The organism is Arthrobacter sp. EM1 (genome assembly GCF_029964055.1).
Taxonomy (GTDB): Bacteria; Actinomycetota; Actinomycetes; order Actinomycetales; family Micrococcaceae; genus Arthrobacter.
On sequence record NZ_CP124836.1, the window covers coordinates 1354739 to 1370241 of the forward strand.

Genomic DNA, 15503 nt, shown 5'->3' on the forward strand with positions numbered 1-15503 from the left:
GGGGTCGTCTCACGCGGTGGCGGGAGCGGCATGGCCTCGGATGGACAGTCGCTCCCGCTCGCTGTGTTTGGTAGGTGGTGTCAGGGGTGGAGGGCGGCTGCTTGTTCGAGGTTCTGGCCTTTGGTTTCGGGGGCCATGAAGAAGCTGACGGCCGCGCCGAGCAGCGCGATGCCAGCGGCGATCCACATCGTTCCGGAGAGCCCGAGGTGGGTCAGGGCCAGCGGGGTGGCGAAGGTGCCGATGGCGGCGCCGATGCGGCTGGTGCCGGTGCACAGTCCGACGGCGGTTGCCCGGACTTTGGTGGGGAAGAGTTCGTTGGGGTAGATCCATTCCAGGATCGAGGGGCCGCCGTTGAAGATGGCGTAGAAGGCGAAGGCCAGTGCGATCAGGCCCAAGGGCGCGGTGGGGAAGATCGCCAGGAACAGCAGGCCGACGCCGGAGAGGATGAAGCCCCAGATCAGGACGGGCCTGCGGCCGAGCTTGTCCACGACGAGGAGGGCGGCGACGTTGCCGACGAGGAAGAAGAGGTTGATCAGGCCGTAGCCGATGTTGGCTTCGTCGCCGGACTGGAGGTTGAACAGGGCCAGGATCTGGGGTCCGAAGGCGTAGATGGAGAACAGGGTCACGATGGTGCAGGTCCAGAAGATGGAGATGAAGATGACCCGGTGCAGGTAGCCGCCGGTCAGAACCAGTTTGAAGGCCTTGGCGGTGCTGAGTTTGGCCGCGTTGGGGTCATGGGCGGTGATGCCGTCCAGGGTGGCGCCCTCGCCGATGGTTTTCTTCAGGATCTCCAGCGCTTCCTGGTGCCGGCCTTTGCCGACGAGCCAGTGGGGGGACTCGGGGATGGTGGCCCGGGCGATGAGGATTAGGACGGCGGGCACGGCGGAGGAGGCAAGCATCCAGCGCCATCCGTCGTCAAAGGAGAGGAGCCAGTAGCCGACGAAGGCGGCGACGGTGGCGCCGACGAACCACATGGCGTTCAGGCCGCCGAGGAGCCGGGCACGCCAGTTCTTGGGCACGAATTCGGCGACCAGGGATGTCGCGATGGGATAGTCGGCGCCGACGGCGATGCCGATGAGCAGCCGCAGGAGGAACAGCTGCCAGGGTTCCTGGACGAAGAACTGGGCGATGGAGAACACGATGATGGCCATGAGGTCGATCGTGTACATAAGCTTGCGGCCGATTTTGTCGGTGATGTTGCCGAAGATCAGGCCGCCGAGGAAGACCCCGATCAGGGCGGAGGCGCCGATGAGGCCGTTCCACCAGTCATTCATCTGCCAGGCCGGGATGATCTGGACCAGGGCAATGCCGATGATGGCCAGGATGTACCCGTCGAGGAACGGGCCCCCTGAGCTGAAGAGGGTGAGGCGTTTGTGGAAGGAGTTCAGCGGCGCTGAATCGATGGTCATTTGAGGTGCAGGTGCTGGTGCGTGGGAAAGCATGGTGGTTCCGATCTGGGATGAGGGAAAACGACGTTGGTAACCCAACAGATCCGTGGCCGTGGTCGGTCAGGCTGTTACGGCTGCGACCGCATCGATCTCGATGCGTTTTTCGCCTCGGAACCGCGCAACCTGCACGGTGGTCCTGGGAGGCAGGGGGTGGCCGCTGAGCCTGGTGAGGTAGGCGGCGTTGTAGTCATCAAATTCGTCAAGGTCGGCCAGGAAGACCGTGAGCTTGAGCAGGTGGGACAGGGTTGACCCGGCGTGTTCCAGGGCGGCTTCGAGGTTGTCGAAGGCCTGGGTGACCTGGCCTGCGATGTCGGCCGGGACGGTGCCGTCTTCCCGGGCCGGTATCTGCCCGCACAGGTAGATGATGCCGCCAGTTGCAGCGGAGGCGGAGTAGGGACGCGGTTGACCATCGGTGAACTGGGTCCTGGTGATCGCGCTCATGCGTCCGGCACCAGGTACTTCCGGGACATCTGGTACATGCTCTGCCATTCTTTCTCCCACATTGTCAGCGGTTTGGGCGCGATGAAGGTTGTTTCCGGGTTCGTGTGGACCCGTTCGGGTAGCGCCATGACGACGGTGCTGTCCCCGGCGGTTTGCGGAATAAGGACCGCGACTGCCTCCGATGCCAGGGCCTGGGTGGCCGAAAGCTCCCCCTCGGTGACGGTGAGGTAGTCGGTGGCGTCTCCGTCATCCGGTGCCGCGCCGGCGTGGGCGGTGGCGATGATGATCCGGCGGCCCAGGGAGGCGGTGTGCCTCAGCACCAGGTCATTCCAGAGCAGTCCCGGGATGCGGGCATCAGATGTGCGGGTCACGGATACTTCTCCGGCCGGGGCGTCCGCGGCGAGGTCGAGGAGCTGGAGTGCGGTCCGCAGGGGAGGCTGTCCGGCGCAGTCAAGCTCGCGCAGGGTGCCTCCCACCCAGGACGTGTCCCGGGCCGTCGCCGGCCGGAGGGGTGTTCTCCAGTCCGCGTCCAGCAGTTCTTTCAGGAGGCGGAGACCGGCGTGTGCTTCGGCTTCGGCGCGGAGGACTGCGAGGGCTCCTTCCTGGGCCTCGAGGGGGTCCGCGCCGGCCGCGCAGAGGGACCGGAAGGCCGCTTCTTTGATTTCGCGGGGCTGGACGGTGGTGGTTCTGTCCGTCTGCTGCCCGTCCAGGGCTGGACCGGTGATGGTGTCAGACATGCGCGTGTTCCTTTGTGGTGTCCATGACTTGGGTGAAGAGCCGGGCCCAGTTCCCGCCCATCACGGCTGTGATGGTGTGGTCGGTGAGGCCTGCTGCTGCGAGGCCGTCGGTGAGCCGGGGAAAGTCCAGGGGGCCGGTGAACCAGTCCGGCCATTGGGGCCAGGTCGGCGTGTTCTGCGGATCGGTCGGTTGCCAGCGGCCGTTGCGGAGCCAGCCGACGAATTCCTGGTCCCAGCCGCGGGTGCAGTCGCTGCCGATACCGATGCTGGTGGGCCCGTATTGGTCCACCATGCGTGCCACCATCGTGCAGAAGCTTTCGAGGGTGACGTGTTCGCCGCCGCTGACGGTGGGGTAGAGGCAGCAGCCGATGACGCCGCCGCGGTCCACGAGCGGCTGGATGACGTCGTGGGGTTTGTTCCGGGGCGTATCAAAAAACCAGAGCGGGTTTGAATGGGTGATGGAGACCGGCACCGAGGATGCTTCGATGGCCTCGCGGCTGGTCCGGTATCCGACGTGGGAGAGGTCGATGAGCATGCCGACCCGGTTCATTTCTTCCACAATTACCCGCCCGTAGCGGGTCAGGCCGGCGTCGTCGGCTTCGAAGCATCCGCCGCCGATCAGGTTCTGGTTGTTGTAGGTCAGCTGCGCAATCCGGACCCCGAGCCGGTGGAAGAGTTCAACGTAGCGGTAGTCATCTTCGAAGGGGCTGGCATTCTGGAACCCGAGGAACACGGCGATCTTGTTCTGCTCCTTCGCGGTTTCAATGTCTGCCCCGGTTGAGGCCAGGAATGCCAGGTCCGGGTTGCGGTTGACGAGCTCCAGCCACTGGCCGACGGACCGGAGGGTGTCCGCGGCGTTTTCCCAGACGGCGCAGGTCGCGTTGACCGCGCTGACGCCCCCGGTGCGCAGTTCTTCCAGGACGGGGCGGCTCCAGTTGCTGATCTGCAGGCCGTCCACGACGGTCAGCTGCTGGTGCAGGCTCATTTTCCCTGCTCCTTCGGCGCTGTCGGGAAGAGCCAGTCGTCCTCGTCCGTTCCGTGGTTGATGTCCACCGCGCGGGGGGCTCCGCTGAACAAGGTCACGCGCAGCCAGTCCGTTGACTGCGGGCTGAAGTTGTTCATCCCGTAGCTGGCCAGCTGAAAGCGCTGGGTGCTCAGGGGCAGGAATCCACCGTCGATGAGGTTGTCCTGCAGCTCCCCGTAGAGGTAGGGGCGGGTCTGCTGGACCCGGGACGCGGCGAACCGGTGCCCGGGGTGGGCCAGGAGGAACTCCGCGATGCTCTGATGTGCCGGAAACCGTTCCAGGTCCGCGGTGAGGGCATTGATGCGGCGGGCGATGTCCGTGCCGTGCTCGGCGGCACCTTCGGGCCGGGCTGCGCGCAGGTCCCGGCGGGGCTCTTCGTTGGCTGCGGAAGAGAACCAGTAATAACGCGTCCTCTCCGGATCGTTGAAGTCGTAGCCGCGGGCCCAGGCGTAATTGGTCTCCAGCAACTGCCTCAGTTCCCGGCAGGGCATGGCCGCGTCGAAGGGTGCGGCGCCGTCAACTCTGAGCAGGGACTCGGCGTCCTCGTCGAAGTCGGTACGGAGTTCGATGACGATGGAGGCAAAGATCCCCCGGGCTTCCGGGCTGAGGCTTGCGGCTTTCTCGTGCAGGCGGGCCAGGACCGGGGCGGGTTCCGTCGCGGCGGCCATGTGGGTCCGCAGCTCTTCCAGGAGCTGCTGGACCTGGGGTCGGATCGCATCGGTGGGCAGGAAGGGGGCGGTGTTCAGTGCGTGTTTCTCTTCCAGGTGGCGGTCAGCCTTAACCAGAAGCTCCGCGACGCGGGCAAGATCGGGATGCCCGGGTGCGTAGTCCCGGCCGAGCCCGGCGGCGAGCGGAATTTCCCGCAGCCGGCACCAGGCGTCCAGATAGTCCGGGTGGTTGATCACGAATGGGACCATGCCCAGTCCGGTGGCGTTGCCCAGTCCCAGGTAACGGCTCCACGCCGCGTCCAGCGGGACCGCGGTGGTGCCAGCCGCCGAGGCTTTGGCGCGGGCGACGTGTTCAACCATGTCCATGCTGAGTTCTCGCAGCAGCCAGGCGGTGAGCATCTGGGACCGGTAGGGTACGGCCAGCGGGTGGTCGGCGGGGATGTCCGTGAATTCCTTGAGCCCGAATTTTCCGTTCCCGTAGAACGCGGTGCTGCGGATTAGGTACGGGCTGGGGCCGATGGCGTCGACGTCGGGCTGGGACCCGGCGGCCAAACAGTCGCTGACGTAGTCAAAGAAGCGTGCGCTGCGGTTCGCCCGGGTCAGGACGATGGTGTCCGGATCGACGCGGCCGCGTTCCTGGACGGGAACATTGCGCCGCAGTTCAGCTTCGCGCTCCGGCGTGAGGTCCCCTTCAATGAGGGCCGCGGTCACGTCCCAGGCAGCCGCGATGACCCGGTCGGTGCGTTCGCTTTCCTCCAGCGTGCGGCAGAAAGCGATGAAGGTCAGCTGCCGGCCTTCGGCGTCCACGGTGTAGACGGCGGTGCCCCGGGCGTCGGCGTCGAGATCCAGGCGGGTCCTGGACACGGACCACTTCCGGGCTGCGGCGCGGCGGAGCATGGTGCGGGCAAAGCTGTGCCGGGTGGACCAGGCACCGTTCATGTCGGTGCCGGAGAGTACTTCCTCCGGGGTCCGGAGCCCGTGTGCGGTTCGTTCGTCCTGCAGTGTCATGATCATGCCTTCGCGGGTGCCAGACGGAGATATGCGGTCTTTTCGTGGGTAAAGAAGGCCGCGGCGACGGTACTGTTCTGTTCCCGGGGGCCGGCAAAGGTTGAATCCTTCATTCCGCCGAAGGGTGCATGCAGTTCGGAACCGGTCGAGGGCGCATTGACCTTGACGAGGCCGGCGTCCAGATAGGTCACGCACTGCCGGGCGGCGCGCTCATCGCTGGTAAAGACCGCGGCCGTGAGGCCGAACTCGGTGTTGTTGGCCAAGGCGATGGCTTCGTCCAGTGTTGCGGCGCGGAGAATGGTGACCACGGGGCCGAAGACCTCTTCGTGGCAGATCGTCATCGACTCCGGCCCGGTCAGCACGGTGGGCAGGACGTAGTGCCCGTCCCCGGCGGGAGCGGTGGCCTGAGCGAGGATTTCCCCGCCTTCGGTGATGGCCGTCTCGATCGCGGCGTTGATTTCATCGCGGGCGGAGCCGGAAACTACGGGGCCGATCTGCACCGACGGGTCAGTGCCCGGGCCCAGGACAAGTGCGGAGACTTTCTCCTTCACCCTGGCCAGGAACGCCTCGTGTCCGTCGCCGACGAGGATGATCCGCCGGGTGGCCGTGCACTTCTGGCCGGTGGAGCCCATCGCGGCGTTGACGGCGCTGGACGCGGCCAGTTCGACGTCGGCGTCGGGCAGGACGAGAGTGGCGTTGTGTCCGCCGAGTTCCATCTGCAGTTTCGCGCCGCGTCCACAGACAATCCCGCGAATGTGGTGGCCCACCGGAACGGACCCGGTAAACGTCACGCCCGCCACGGACGGATGGGAAACGAGTTCAGAGCCCAGCGGACCCGGGCCAAGGAGCAGGTTCGCAACGCCGGCCGGCACACCGGCCGCGGCCAGGATGTCCATCAGCAGGACGGACACTCCGGGGGTGTTGCTGGCGGACTTCCAGACCACCGTGTTGCCGTGCAGCAGTGCCGGTGCGATCTTCCAGGCCGGGATCTGCAGCGGGAAATTCCACGGCGTGATCACCCCGACGATCCCCAGCGGGCGCCGCACGGTCAGGATCCGCTCCTCGGGGTGGCTGGAAGGGTATTCGGTGCCGACAGGGTTCCTGGCAGAGCCTGCGTGGTACTCGAACGTGTCGGCGGACGCGTCGACCTCCATCCTGGACTCCGCCAGGGTCTTGCCGTGCTCGGCCGTCATGACGCGGGCTATCTCCTCGGCCCGTTCCCGGATCAGTGCCGCCGCCGCCGACAGAATCCGGCCCCGGGCCAGAATCCCCAGCCTGTCCCATGCCGGTGCGGCGTCAGCAGCAGCCTGGATCGCCTGCGCGAGCTCCGCGGAACCGGCCTGGTGATACGTTGTGACCGCTTCCTCCGGCGCCGAGGGGTTGAACCGGGACGTCGTGTCCCCGGTCCCTTCAACCCAACTACCGTTGATAAAGCTGCTGGCGAGCTTGGTCATGACGGGCATTCTCGAACCTCTTAGTGTTTGTTGATCTGTGACTGTCCTCACGATCAACGGTAAACCCGAAACCCGGCCCAAAGAAGTATCTATTTGACTCCCATCAATACTCACTTAGTCTTGTTCGTATGAACCTTCGTCGCCTGGAGCTTTTCGTCGCAGTGGCCGAAGAACTGCACTTCAACCGAGCCGCCGAGCGGCTGCACATGGCCCAGCCGCCGCTGAGCCAGCAGATCCGCAAACTCGAAGAGGAATGCAAGACCCAGCTGTTCGTGCGCAACTCCCGCAACGTGCAGCTCACCGCCGACGGCGAACTGCTCCTGAAGCACGCTCGTAAAGTCCTCAGCCAGTACGGCGCCATGACCGCGGCCCTCCGGCAGGCCCGCGACGGCGAAATCGGCAAACTGCGTCTCGGCTTCGTCTCCTCGGCGGCCATTTCGGCACTTCCACCCGTGGTCCGGGAACTCCGGTCCCACTGGCCCGGCATCGACCTCGAGCTCCGCGAGGAAACCACCGACGCCCAGATCGAGCTCATCACCGCCGGCGCCCTGGACGCCGGAATCGCCCGGGAAGTCCGGACCGTGCCGGGCCTGGGCACCACACTCCTGCAAAACGAACGCCTCGTAGTTGCCGTCCCGACAGACCACCCCCTGGCGACCCGCACCTCAGTCGGGCTCGGAGAACTGAAGGGGGAGAGGTTCATTGCCTTCCCGCGGGACCGGATCTCGCGGCTTTTCGACCACATCGCCGCCTTGCTCCACGCCGCCGACGTTGACTTCGATCTCGCCCAGCAAGCCGTCCAGTTCCCCACCATCCTCGGGCTCGTCGCCGCCCACCTGGGCATCGCAGTCGTCCCGGAATCGCTCCGTGCCTTCGCCATCCCCGGCCTGGCCTACCTGGACATCGAGGACACCAGCGCCATCTCCCGCGTCAGCCTGATCTACAGCAACGACATGACAGACTCGCCCCTCGTCGCCAAAGTCAGGGTCGCCTGCCGGCAGACGATGGGAGCGCCGGAGACCGGCTAGTGCGGGCCGTAGCGGGGCGGTCTTGCGGTGATGTCAGGCGGCCTGGTCGCCCAGGCCGCCGTCGACGCCGCGAAATCCCAACAGGACAGACTCCTGCGTGGCGGGTAGAAGACATGATGGGGGTGGAAGGGATGGCCCGTTGTTCAGGCACCCGTCGGCGGCGGGTTGGTCAAACCGATGTCCGCTCGCTGGGAACAGTACTTGAACAAGGCCGAAGAAGAAGCGCCTAGGATCAAGGCCCACGCCCAGAACGCGCCCCCGGCTAGAGACCAGGTTACCGAAGCGGCCCAGAACTACCTGCCGACCCAGGAAGAATCAGGATCCTGCGCCCACCGGCTGTGATCGGCGGGGCATCCCCACCGCGTCCTGGCACTGCGGCAAGTGGATTTATCGGCCCGGTAGACCCACTAGCCGATCTCGTCGCCACCAGCTGCTCGCCGCCGTTGCCCTGGCGCGTTGGGGCGGGCCCGGACACAGCTAGTCCTTGCGCGTCGGCCGTCAAATTCGTTGCTGGCCAACTACGATCACCTATCATCCCTGTGCCGTGCCGGGTCCGCCGTTTCCGGCACGTCGGGATCGGCGGCCCCGGATCGGCCGGACATCTCCTGCCCGATGAACTCATAGTGGGCGAGCATGTCGGCCACGTTGGTGCCGGGGCATCCGCTTTCGTCATCAAGCCAACTGAAGACAAAGTCGCTTGCCGTGAGAAGTTCATTGTCGGTGAAGTCGTTCAGGCGGGTGCGGTGGCCGCCGCCCGGGCTGACCGCGGACCGTGCGGACAATGATGGGTTGCGTTCCCGGGAGCGTATGTCCAGAGAGATGCCCCGGCCCCGGACAGGTAATGCTCCGGGGTCGTTGCATGCGGCTTCCAGGTCTGTGCGCAGTCCGGCAAGGGCCGCTGACTCCACGAACGTGGCATGGCCCAAGCGGACCAGGATGTGGGCTGTAGGCCGAATCTGCCGGATTCTGCAGGCAATACTTATCAGCGCTCCCCGGGAGACTTTGGTGAGGTTGCCCGCTATCTCGACGTGGACGGTGTCCGATGGGGTGTCTAGAAAGACAAACGCGTCGAGGCAACGATCCATGGATCGTTGCCTCGACGGGATATCGGTCGAGGCCGTGGGCTGATGTGGTGGCCAGTGGACGGTGCCGTCAGGGAGTGCGCAGCGCGCTGCCGGGGTGGGCTGTCTGCCGCTCCCGGCGACGGAAGGGCCGGGCGCTGGCCGGCGTGTCACGTCGTCGGTCCTGTCCCGCACGGCACGTACCGGATGGAACTGATTTCCACAACGACGTTCACGGTGCTTCCCCTCGGGTTGTCAGCGAGGCTGGTGCGGAGGATCTCGGCGATGTTGCGGGCGAGGTCGGTGGCCGGGACAGTGCCGTCCGCTCCGACCCGGACCCTGGCGGTTGTCGAGGTACCTTCGGTGCTGACGAACACACGGTCCGTGGCCGGATCACCGGGTGCCGGGGCCAATGCCTCCTGGACTCGGCGCGCCAGGTATTTCCAGGCCGGGTCTGCTGGGTAGAGGGTGTGGACCCCTTCCAGGGACATGATCAGTTTACTGAGGCGGGCGGTGTCGGTCATCGTCCCGTCCTTTCGTTCCGGGCGGGGAGGGGGGACGGAGTTCGGTGATGGTGATGTTCAGCGCGGCGATGTTCAGTTCGGAGTGTGTGGCCAGGGCTGCGGAAAGTTCCGTGCGCAGGGTCGCTGCGAGTTCGGGGAGGCGGTAGCCATACCTGGCTGATACATCGACGTTCACGATGATCGGCGCTCGAGGGGTGGTGACGGCGCCGGCAAAGCGGCATTTGCCGATCATGACGCCTTCGACCGTGTCGCCGACGGAGCGTACGAGGCCAGTCAGGGCTCCTTCTGTCTGGAACAGCACGTCGCCGGCGAGCCCGGGTGCGACGGGGATGCTGCGCCCAGCCTTAATCTCCAGGCCAAGGTTGGCGAGGATGTTTTCCAGCCAGGGCGAGTCGTCCCGGGCTGCCTCGGCGAGATCTTCGGCGAGAAGGTCCCGGGTAAAGGCCTGGAGCCTGCGAAGCCCGGCCAACCCGGCCTGGCACTGTGGGCAGGTGCTGATGTGTTCAACATCATCGGACGTGCCTTTGTCGAGGTAGTCGCTGAGGTCTTCGATGGTGCGTCCGCAGCCGGTGTCGGTCGTGTCGTTCATCGCCAGTCCTCCATTTTCTGGGCCAGTGTGGTCCGCGCTCTGGCCAGCCGTCCGCGGACGGCGGCTTGGCTGATGTTGAGGGTTTGGGCGATGTCCTCATATGTTTGCCCCCCCAGTTCGCGCAGCACCCAACATCGTCGTTGCTCTTCCGGCAGCGCGGCCAGCGCGCGTTCGAGGGCTTGCGTGCCGGTTATTGTGATGGCGGAGGACTCGGGCCCCGGCGCGGGGTCGGCTAGGTCTGGGGTGTGTTCGATTGTGGCGTGGGATTTGCGGCGGCGGAGGACGTCAACAGCCAGGTTGCCTGTGATCCGCAGCAGCCAGGGACGAGCGGCGGACGCGTCGCGGAGCCCGCCGATCTGGTTCCAGGCCTGGATCAGGGCTTCCTGGACGACGTCATCGGCCTCTGTCGTCGAGCCCAGGACTCGGCGGGCGTAGGCGCGCATTATTGTCCCGTGCCTTCGTGCCAAGAGCTCGAATGCGTCCATGTCGCCGTCGCCGGCCCGCCGGGCCAACAGCTCGTCGCTGCCTTCGGCGAGGGCTTCGGCGATGGTGTCGAGAGTAGTCAAGTTCTCTGCCTTGTCAGAGCTGCAGGTCGTTGGGGTAACAGCCGGGCCGGGACGGGAGTTCGGCACCGCGGGTTACTTGCTGAAGCCGTCTTTGAGTTTGCGGGCGGCATTCCTGATATTCTCGCCGACGTCGGCGGCGGCATCCTTGGCTTTCTCACCGGCTTCCTTCATCCCTGCGGCGGCCTGATCCTTTTGGCCCTCCCGTTCCAGCTGCCTGTCGTCAGTGACTTTGCCGGTACCTTCTTTGGCGGCGCCGAGGTGGTGTTGAACGCTGATTTCTGCTTTGTCGTCGATGCCCATGGGGGTGTCCTTTCGATGTGTTGGGTGAGTGCGGAGGACTGGTTATCCGTGATCAGGAGAACGTTGGTTCCCCCAACGGCTCAACGGACGCGGTCGGTGCCTGACAGGGTGGAGCGCAGTCCGGTGGTTATGCGGATCAGGACCGGGCCTCGGTCCCCAAGTAGATTGTCGAGCCCGGAGATGAGTTCTTCACCGGCATCGGCCAAGTCCCGGGGCGAGACACCCTTGCGGGCTTGGAGTGTCAGTTTGAGACCGTCGGCGCGCTTTGCTTTCCAGGTGCTGACGGTCGCTGCGATGATCCGGTCATCGCCGACGGTTGCTTTTCGGACCGCCGCGGAGGCAAGTGAGGTCTCCACGGTGGTGGTGCCGTGGTGCTCCGGATCTTCGCGTCGTCCGGCCCTGTTGGTACGCCCGCCGCCTTGTGAGGCGATCCAGCCAAGAAGGAGTGCCATCACGACCAGTGCCAGAGCGAGGACCGCTATGGTCCACCAGCTGCTGGACGCGCCGGGGATCGGTGCGCTGGCAAGCGCGTTGCTGAGATCTGCGAGCAGTGTTGCGCCGGTGGTGTTCCAGCCCTCGGCGATGGACGTGTTCAGGCCCGCGGCGCCGATGAGCGCGCCCACGCCCACCAGAACTAGACCGAGAAGCCCAAGGAGTAACCTGTTCATGCCGCGGTGCGTGGCGTTCATATTCCCAGCGCCCCTTCCGTGCTGGTCCGGACCGTGATCCGGGGTGCGGCGGGGAGGCCGTACCGGGCGATTTCCTCACGGACCGCAAGGTCGGCGGCTGCCGCGTCGGCCTTGATGCCGGAACTCGGGTGAATGACCACCTCCACGGTGCGCCCGCCGACGGTGGTGGTGACCTGTTCTGGGGCCAGGTCGGCGGCGGTACGCGCGCTGCGGGATACCGAGGCAGCAATGACATCGTCATCGACAACGACGGCGGCCCGGTTACTGGCCATAATGTGGCGGGACCGGCGGCCCGGGCCCAACGCCAGAACCAGGTAGAGGAGGCCTGTCAGGATCAGACCCGCCCCGGCGGCGACGAGCCCGGCCGGGAGGGTGTTGGCCGCCAGGGTTGCCATCCACTGCCCGATCTGTCCCGGTGCGGCCAGCAGGGCCGCGTTACCGGTCAGCGAGAGGACGGCTTCGGCGCTTAGCCAGAGCAGGCCGAGAATCAGGGCGGCCGCGGTGATTATTGATGCCAGCGCCCGGGACCGGCGGGTCTCCCGGCGTGCAATCCGGCGGATCTGCAGGTTCGTGCTCATCGGAGAGTGGCCTCCTTTTTCTCTCGAAGAAGGCCTGTGAGGCGTATGTCGACCCGAGCGACAGATGTTCCCGCTATGGCCAGCGCCCGGGCCAGAATATCGGTCCTTGCACGTTCGGCGCGCTCGTACAAGGTCCCGCCGGATGACGTGACAGCGAGGGGGTTCCGGGCAGCCTCAGTCAGGGACGGCATCGGCAATGCCACTGCGACCGTGACGCTGAGGTGTCCCCGGTCATCGTGGACACGGGCTGTGACCGCCCGGGGCGGAATCCCGAAGGCATCCGCCGTGATGGCCCCAATCGTGTGGTGCAAGGCGGCCGATGTGATTCTAGTGTGGCCAGCGCGGCGCCCCGCCCGAGGAGCTGCGCGGACTTTTTGCCGGGGCTCGATGGTGCTGGCGCTCATGAGGAGGAGCGATTGCCGCGAAGCGCGTCGAGGACTCCGCCCAGATCCAGCCGGCCTTCCGCGCTGCGGCCCAGGACCGCGCCGATGGCCATAAAGAGGGCCACTAGCAGTAAGCCCCAAAAACCGAAGGCCAGAGCCGTGATCGCCAGGGTTGCCCCGATCGCGATGCCGGCGAACATTGGGGTCACGAGACGCGGCCTTCGCGGGTGGATGCGGCGGCCTTTTCAGCGTCCGAGTCATCTTCATCTTCGGACGGGATGTGAATGTCGGTGACCGTGATGTTCACTTCGGTGACTTCCATGCCCACCAGATCCTCAACAGCGCCAAAAACGGCGTCGCGGACATCATCGGCGACCTTCTGCAGCGGATGCGGGTACTCCACTACCAAAGTGATATCGACAGCGACCTGAGTCTGCCCGACCTCCACGGAGACACCCTGCGTCAGGTCCTTCTGTCCCACCGCATCGCGCAGAGAACCCATCATCCGGGCTGCACCACCGCCGAGGGCATGCACCCCCGGGATGTCCTTCGCGGCAATACCGGCGATCTTCGCGACCACACCGTCGGCAATCGTGGTCGCTCCACGGCCGTCCTTACCCGAATTGGTATTCACGGGGGTGGACGCCGATGCGGTCGGCAGGTCAGCAGGCGTCTTGCTCTGGGGCTGTGTAGTCAAAAGAATCACTCCTGGAAAAGTATTCAAAACCATCGTTATTCAGCACCCGGCTGGATGCCTACAGGAATGAGACGTCGCCGTTAGGGAATTCGTCACGCACAGGCATGAGTGATTTACATCACACTAATCGGGATGGTTGCGGTGGCTAGTCGCATCCGTCGCGCCGGGTCGGCGTCGGGCACTGCGCCGGCGCCGGACGCCCGCGGAATAGAACGCGACTGACGAGACCGCCCCTAGGAGCAGTGTGCCGCCGAGGATGACGGCGACTGCCCCCGAACCCAGCAGGAAAACTGTTACTGCTGCCCCCAATAGCAGCAGCGGCAACACCAGTGCCGGAATCCAGAACCCGAATCCCCGCACCGGGAATGCAGGCAAGTCGTCGGCCCTCGCTTCTTGCCTTTCCATCCCGCACCACCTCCCGGATGGGCTGCCGCATGGGCGCCCGGAGCGATCGGGTCCTGTGCCGAAGTCGTTTAAGGGAATATCCTGTGAGGGGCCGGTAGGGCACCTGCAGGACACGGCCGCTGCCCGCCTGCCAGAGGTTACCCGGACGCGTGAAGGTGTGGCTTATTTCACAATAGCCCCCGCCCAGGTGCTTCGAAAAGCTCGAGATATGAGACGTCTGGAGCGGTGGCGCCGCGTGCTGTCCCATCACTGGCCATCGCCAAGGAAATTAGTCTCAGTGCGGCGAGACCGTCAGGTCGGGGCCGGCGGCCCGCTTCGCACCGACAAGCTCATGCACGATTCGTGCGACCATGACCGCGGCGACGATTCCCGCACAGTACGTTGTGACGTGGAATCCGTATTCAATGGCGGCCAGCCGGCCGAAGTCACCCTCGGCGTTGGTTATATGCAGCCCCGTGTGTACTAGCCAAGGCGCTACAATCCAGAACAGCGCGACCTGGAGGATCCGGCCCTTAGCCTGCAGATCCGCAGGCAGCGTGCGTACGACGTTGCCGCCAAATATCAGGATGGCGACACCGACGCCCGTGGCTAGCTGTAACCAACGTCCTGGCTGAGTACAGCTAGCGCACTAAGCCCGGATTCGAACAGCGCCGCACCCCAAATTTTGGCCTGCGAGATTCCGAATCGTGTCATGGCCGGGTCCTTTCAGAGCATTGTGGCGCATCCTCGAAAGGAAGCACGAATCAAGTACCAGCCCCGTTGTGGATTGCGGAAGATGGAAGGGTCGCCGTTAGGCGGCCAGCTATCCACTATCAGGGAGAACATCATGAGCACCCTCCGTCGCGCCCTCATCCTCATCGACGTCCAGCAGCAGTACTTCTCTGGACCTCTCGAGATCCAGTACCCGCCGCACCAGGAGTCTTTAGCGATGATCGTGCGGGCTCTGGACGCTGCGGCCGCTGCGGGCATCCCCGTCGCGGCCGTACAACACAGTGCAGGTGAAGGCGCACCGGTCTTCGCTCCGGGCACACCGGAATTTGAACTTCACCCCGACGTCGAACGCCGCAGGACCGATACATGGAAGGGTGTCATCAAGCAGTACGGCTCCGTTTACGCTGACACAGACCTCGCCGGGTGGCTTCGCGGGCATGACATCGACACTGTCACCCTCGTGGGCTACATGAGCAACAACTGCATCCTTGCCTCGGCTGTTGAAGCGGAGTTCCTCGGCTTCAATACCGAAGTTCTTTCAGATGCCACCGGGGCCATCAACCTCGCAAATGACGCCGGGTTCGCCGACGCGAAAACGGTGCACACCACGCTGCTCACGCTGTTGAACTCAAACTGGGCCGCCGTCAGCACGACCGATGCGTGGGCCGATGCCCTTGAAGCCCGGCAGGCTTTGAAGAAGAGCGATCTTGGAAGCTCGGCAATAGCCGGGGCGGCACGCCTGAACGGGGTATAACCGGCTTTTCGGCGGGTCATGGGGCTGTCGGCCGATCGGACCATAAAGGGGATGACGGGAGGTGGAATCGTTATGCGGACCCTGGAGACTCAGCGCGCCGTGCGCGCGTGCCCTGGAGTCAGTAACGGGCGCGGCCAGGACCAGGTTGCAGCTGCGGGTGATCTTCCCCGGCAGGATCAAGTTTTCAGGCAAAGAAGCGCCGCGCCTGTCGATGCGGGCGTACGGCTGTTTGGGGGAGGCCTTTGCTGGGGAGAAGTGGGTGTGGACAGTGTCCACACTTTGGGTAAGGGACCGGGCCGTACCGGTGCCGGACCGGGCCGGATTGGCAATGTTTCCGCGGGATCCCAGTGTTTGCAAGGGCTGGAACCCGGTTCGAGTCCCACCTCGGGCACGTGTTTTCCCTGGTCAGGGGCTTGTGGGCAGCTGAGTGTGCACAAA

Annotated in this window: 19 protein-coding genes; 3 read left to right on the forward strand and 16 right to left on the reverse strand. The window is 65.2% G+C overall.

The genetic code is table 11. The annotated features are described in order from the left end of the window. Positions 1 to 80: 80 nt before the first annotated feature. The 6 genes from QI450_RS06145 to QI450_RS06170 all read right to left on the reverse strand — a co-directional run bounded on the left by QI450_RS06145 (position 81) and on the right by QI450_RS06170 (position 6780). Positions 81 to 1409 (reverse strand): MFS transporter, encoded by a 1329-nt coding sequence (locus tag QI450_RS06145; protein WP_226775933.1) that lies wholly within the window; start codon positions 1407 to 1409, stop codon positions 81 to 83. Between the two features lie 99 nt (positions 1410 to 1508). Continuing rightward, the gene (locus tag QI450_RS06150; protein ID WP_226775934.1) at positions 1509 to 1889 is read right to left on the reverse strand and encodes a RidA family protein; all 381 of its coding nucleotides are present in this window, start codon (positions 1887 to 1889) and stop codon (positions 1509 to 1511) included. Beyond that, positions 1886 to 2626: a hypothetical protein gene (locus tag QI450_RS06155; protein ID WP_226775935.1), complete on the reverse strand. Its 741-nt coding sequence runs from the start codon at positions 2624 to 2626 to the stop codon at positions 1886 to 1888. The genes QI450_RS06150 and QI450_RS06155 overlap by 4 nt, the downstream gene beginning before the upstream one ends. Then, positions 2619 to 3611 carry a membrane dipeptidase gene (locus QI450_RS06160; protein ID WP_226775936.1) on the reverse strand — a complete coding sequence of 331 codons (993 nt, stop codon included), beginning with the start codon at positions 3609 to 3611 and terminating at the stop codon, positions 2619 to 2621. Before QI450_RS06160 ends, QI450_RS06155 begins: the two co-directional genes overlap by 8 nt. Continuing rightward, complete coding sequence (locus tag QI450_RS06165; RefSeq protein WP_226775937.1) at positions 3608 to 5326, reverse strand: hypothetical protein; 1719 nt, start codon at positions 5324 to 5326, stop codon at positions 3608 to 3610. Before QI450_RS06165 ends, QI450_RS06160 begins: the two co-directional genes overlap by 4 nt. Positions 5327 to 5328: 2 nt before the next feature. After that, positions 5329 to 6780, reverse strand: a complete 1452-nt coding sequence (locus QI450_RS06170; RefSeq protein ID WP_226775938.1) for an aldehyde dehydrogenase family protein — start codon at positions 6778 to 6780, stop codon at positions 5329 to 5331. A gap of 128 nt (positions 6781 to 6908) precedes the next feature. Between QI450_RS06170 and QI450_RS06175 the strand changes: the two genes are divergently transcribed. Both QI450_RS06175 and QI450_RS06180 read left to right on the forward strand, forming a co-directional pair. Further along, on the forward strand, positions 6909 to 7808 hold the full coding sequence (locus QI450_RS06175; protein WP_226775939.1) for a LysR family transcriptional regulator: 900 nt from the start codon (positions 6909 to 6911) through the stop codon (positions 7806 to 7808). A 177-nt stretch (positions 7809 to 7985) separates the two neighbouring features. Then, positions 7986 to 8150, forward strand: a complete 165-nt coding sequence (locus tag QI450_RS06180; RefSeq protein ID WP_226775940.1) for a hypothetical protein — start codon at positions 7986 to 7988, stop codon at positions 8148 to 8150. 182 nt (positions 8151 to 8332) lie between these two features. Here QI450_RS06180 and QI450_RS06185 read toward each other — a convergent pair whose 3' ends face one another. From QI450_RS06185 to QI450_RS06230, 10 genes are all read right to left on the reverse strand, one after another. After that, positions 8333 to 8893, reverse strand: a complete 561-nt coding sequence (locus tag QI450_RS06185) for a hypothetical protein (protein WP_226775941.1) — start codon at positions 8891 to 8893, stop codon at positions 8333 to 8335. Positions 8894 to 9039: 146 nt separating this feature from the next. After that, a complete protein-coding gene (locus QI450_RS06190) occupies positions 9040 to 9393 on the reverse strand; it encodes a hypothetical protein (protein ID WP_226775942.1) in 354 nt (117 codons plus the stop codon). Beyond that, positions 9368 to 9982 carry an Asp23/Gls24 family envelope stress response protein gene (locus tag QI450_RS06195; RefSeq protein WP_226775943.1) on the reverse strand — a complete coding sequence of 205 codons (615 nt, stop codon included), beginning with the start codon at positions 9980 to 9982 and terminating at the stop codon, positions 9368 to 9370. Before QI450_RS06195 ends, QI450_RS06190 begins: the two co-directional genes overlap by 26 nt. After that, positions 9979 to 10548 (reverse strand): RNA polymerase sigma factor, encoded by a 570-nt coding sequence (locus tag QI450_RS06200; RefSeq protein WP_226775944.1) that lies wholly within the window; start codon positions 10546 to 10548, stop codon positions 9979 to 9981. Before QI450_RS06200 ends, QI450_RS06195 begins: the two co-directional genes overlap by 4 nt. 72 nt (positions 10549 to 10620) lie before the next feature. Further along, entirely contained in the window at positions 10621 to 10848 is a 228-nt protein-coding gene (locus tag QI450_RS06205; RefSeq protein WP_226775945.1) for a CsbD family protein, read from the reverse strand. 80 nt (positions 10849 to 10928) lie between these two features. Continuing rightward, a complete protein-coding gene (locus tag QI450_RS06210) occupies positions 10929 to 11537 on the reverse strand; it encodes a hypothetical protein (RefSeq protein ID WP_226775946.1) in 609 nt (202 codons plus the stop codon). Then, the gene (locus QI450_RS06215; RefSeq protein WP_282468129.1) at positions 11534 to 12115 is read right to left on the reverse strand and encodes a hypothetical protein; all 582 of its coding nucleotides are present in this window, start codon (positions 12113 to 12115) and stop codon (positions 11534 to 11536) included. The genes QI450_RS06210 and QI450_RS06215 overlap by 4 nt, the downstream gene beginning before the upstream one ends. Before the next feature lie 400 nt (positions 12116 to 12515). Continuing rightward, positions 12516 to 12707 (reverse strand): DUF2273 domain-containing protein, encoded by a 192-nt coding sequence (locus tag QI450_RS06220; protein WP_226775948.1) that lies wholly within the window; start codon positions 12705 to 12707, stop codon positions 12516 to 12518. Then, positions 12704 to 13159 (reverse strand): Asp23/Gls24 family envelope stress response protein, encoded by a 456-nt coding sequence (locus tag QI450_RS06225; RefSeq protein ID WP_226775966.1) that lies wholly within the window; start codon positions 13157 to 13159, stop codon positions 12704 to 12706. Before QI450_RS06225 ends, QI450_RS06220 begins: the two co-directional genes overlap by 4 nt. A 159-nt stretch (positions 13160 to 13318) precedes the next feature. Continuing rightward, positions 13319 to 13600: a hypothetical protein gene (locus tag QI450_RS06230; RefSeq protein WP_226775949.1), complete on the reverse strand. Its 282-nt coding sequence runs from the start codon at positions 13598 to 13600 to the stop codon at positions 13319 to 13321. Positions 13601 to 14426: 826 nt separating this feature from the next. Between QI450_RS06230 and QI450_RS06235 the strand changes: the two genes are divergently transcribed. Continuing rightward, positions 14427 to 15065 (forward strand): isochorismatase family protein, encoded by a 639-nt coding sequence (locus QI450_RS06235; protein ID WP_226775950.1) that lies wholly within the window; start codon positions 14427 to 14429, stop codon positions 15063 to 15065. Positions 15066 to 15503: the final 438 nt, after the last annotated feature.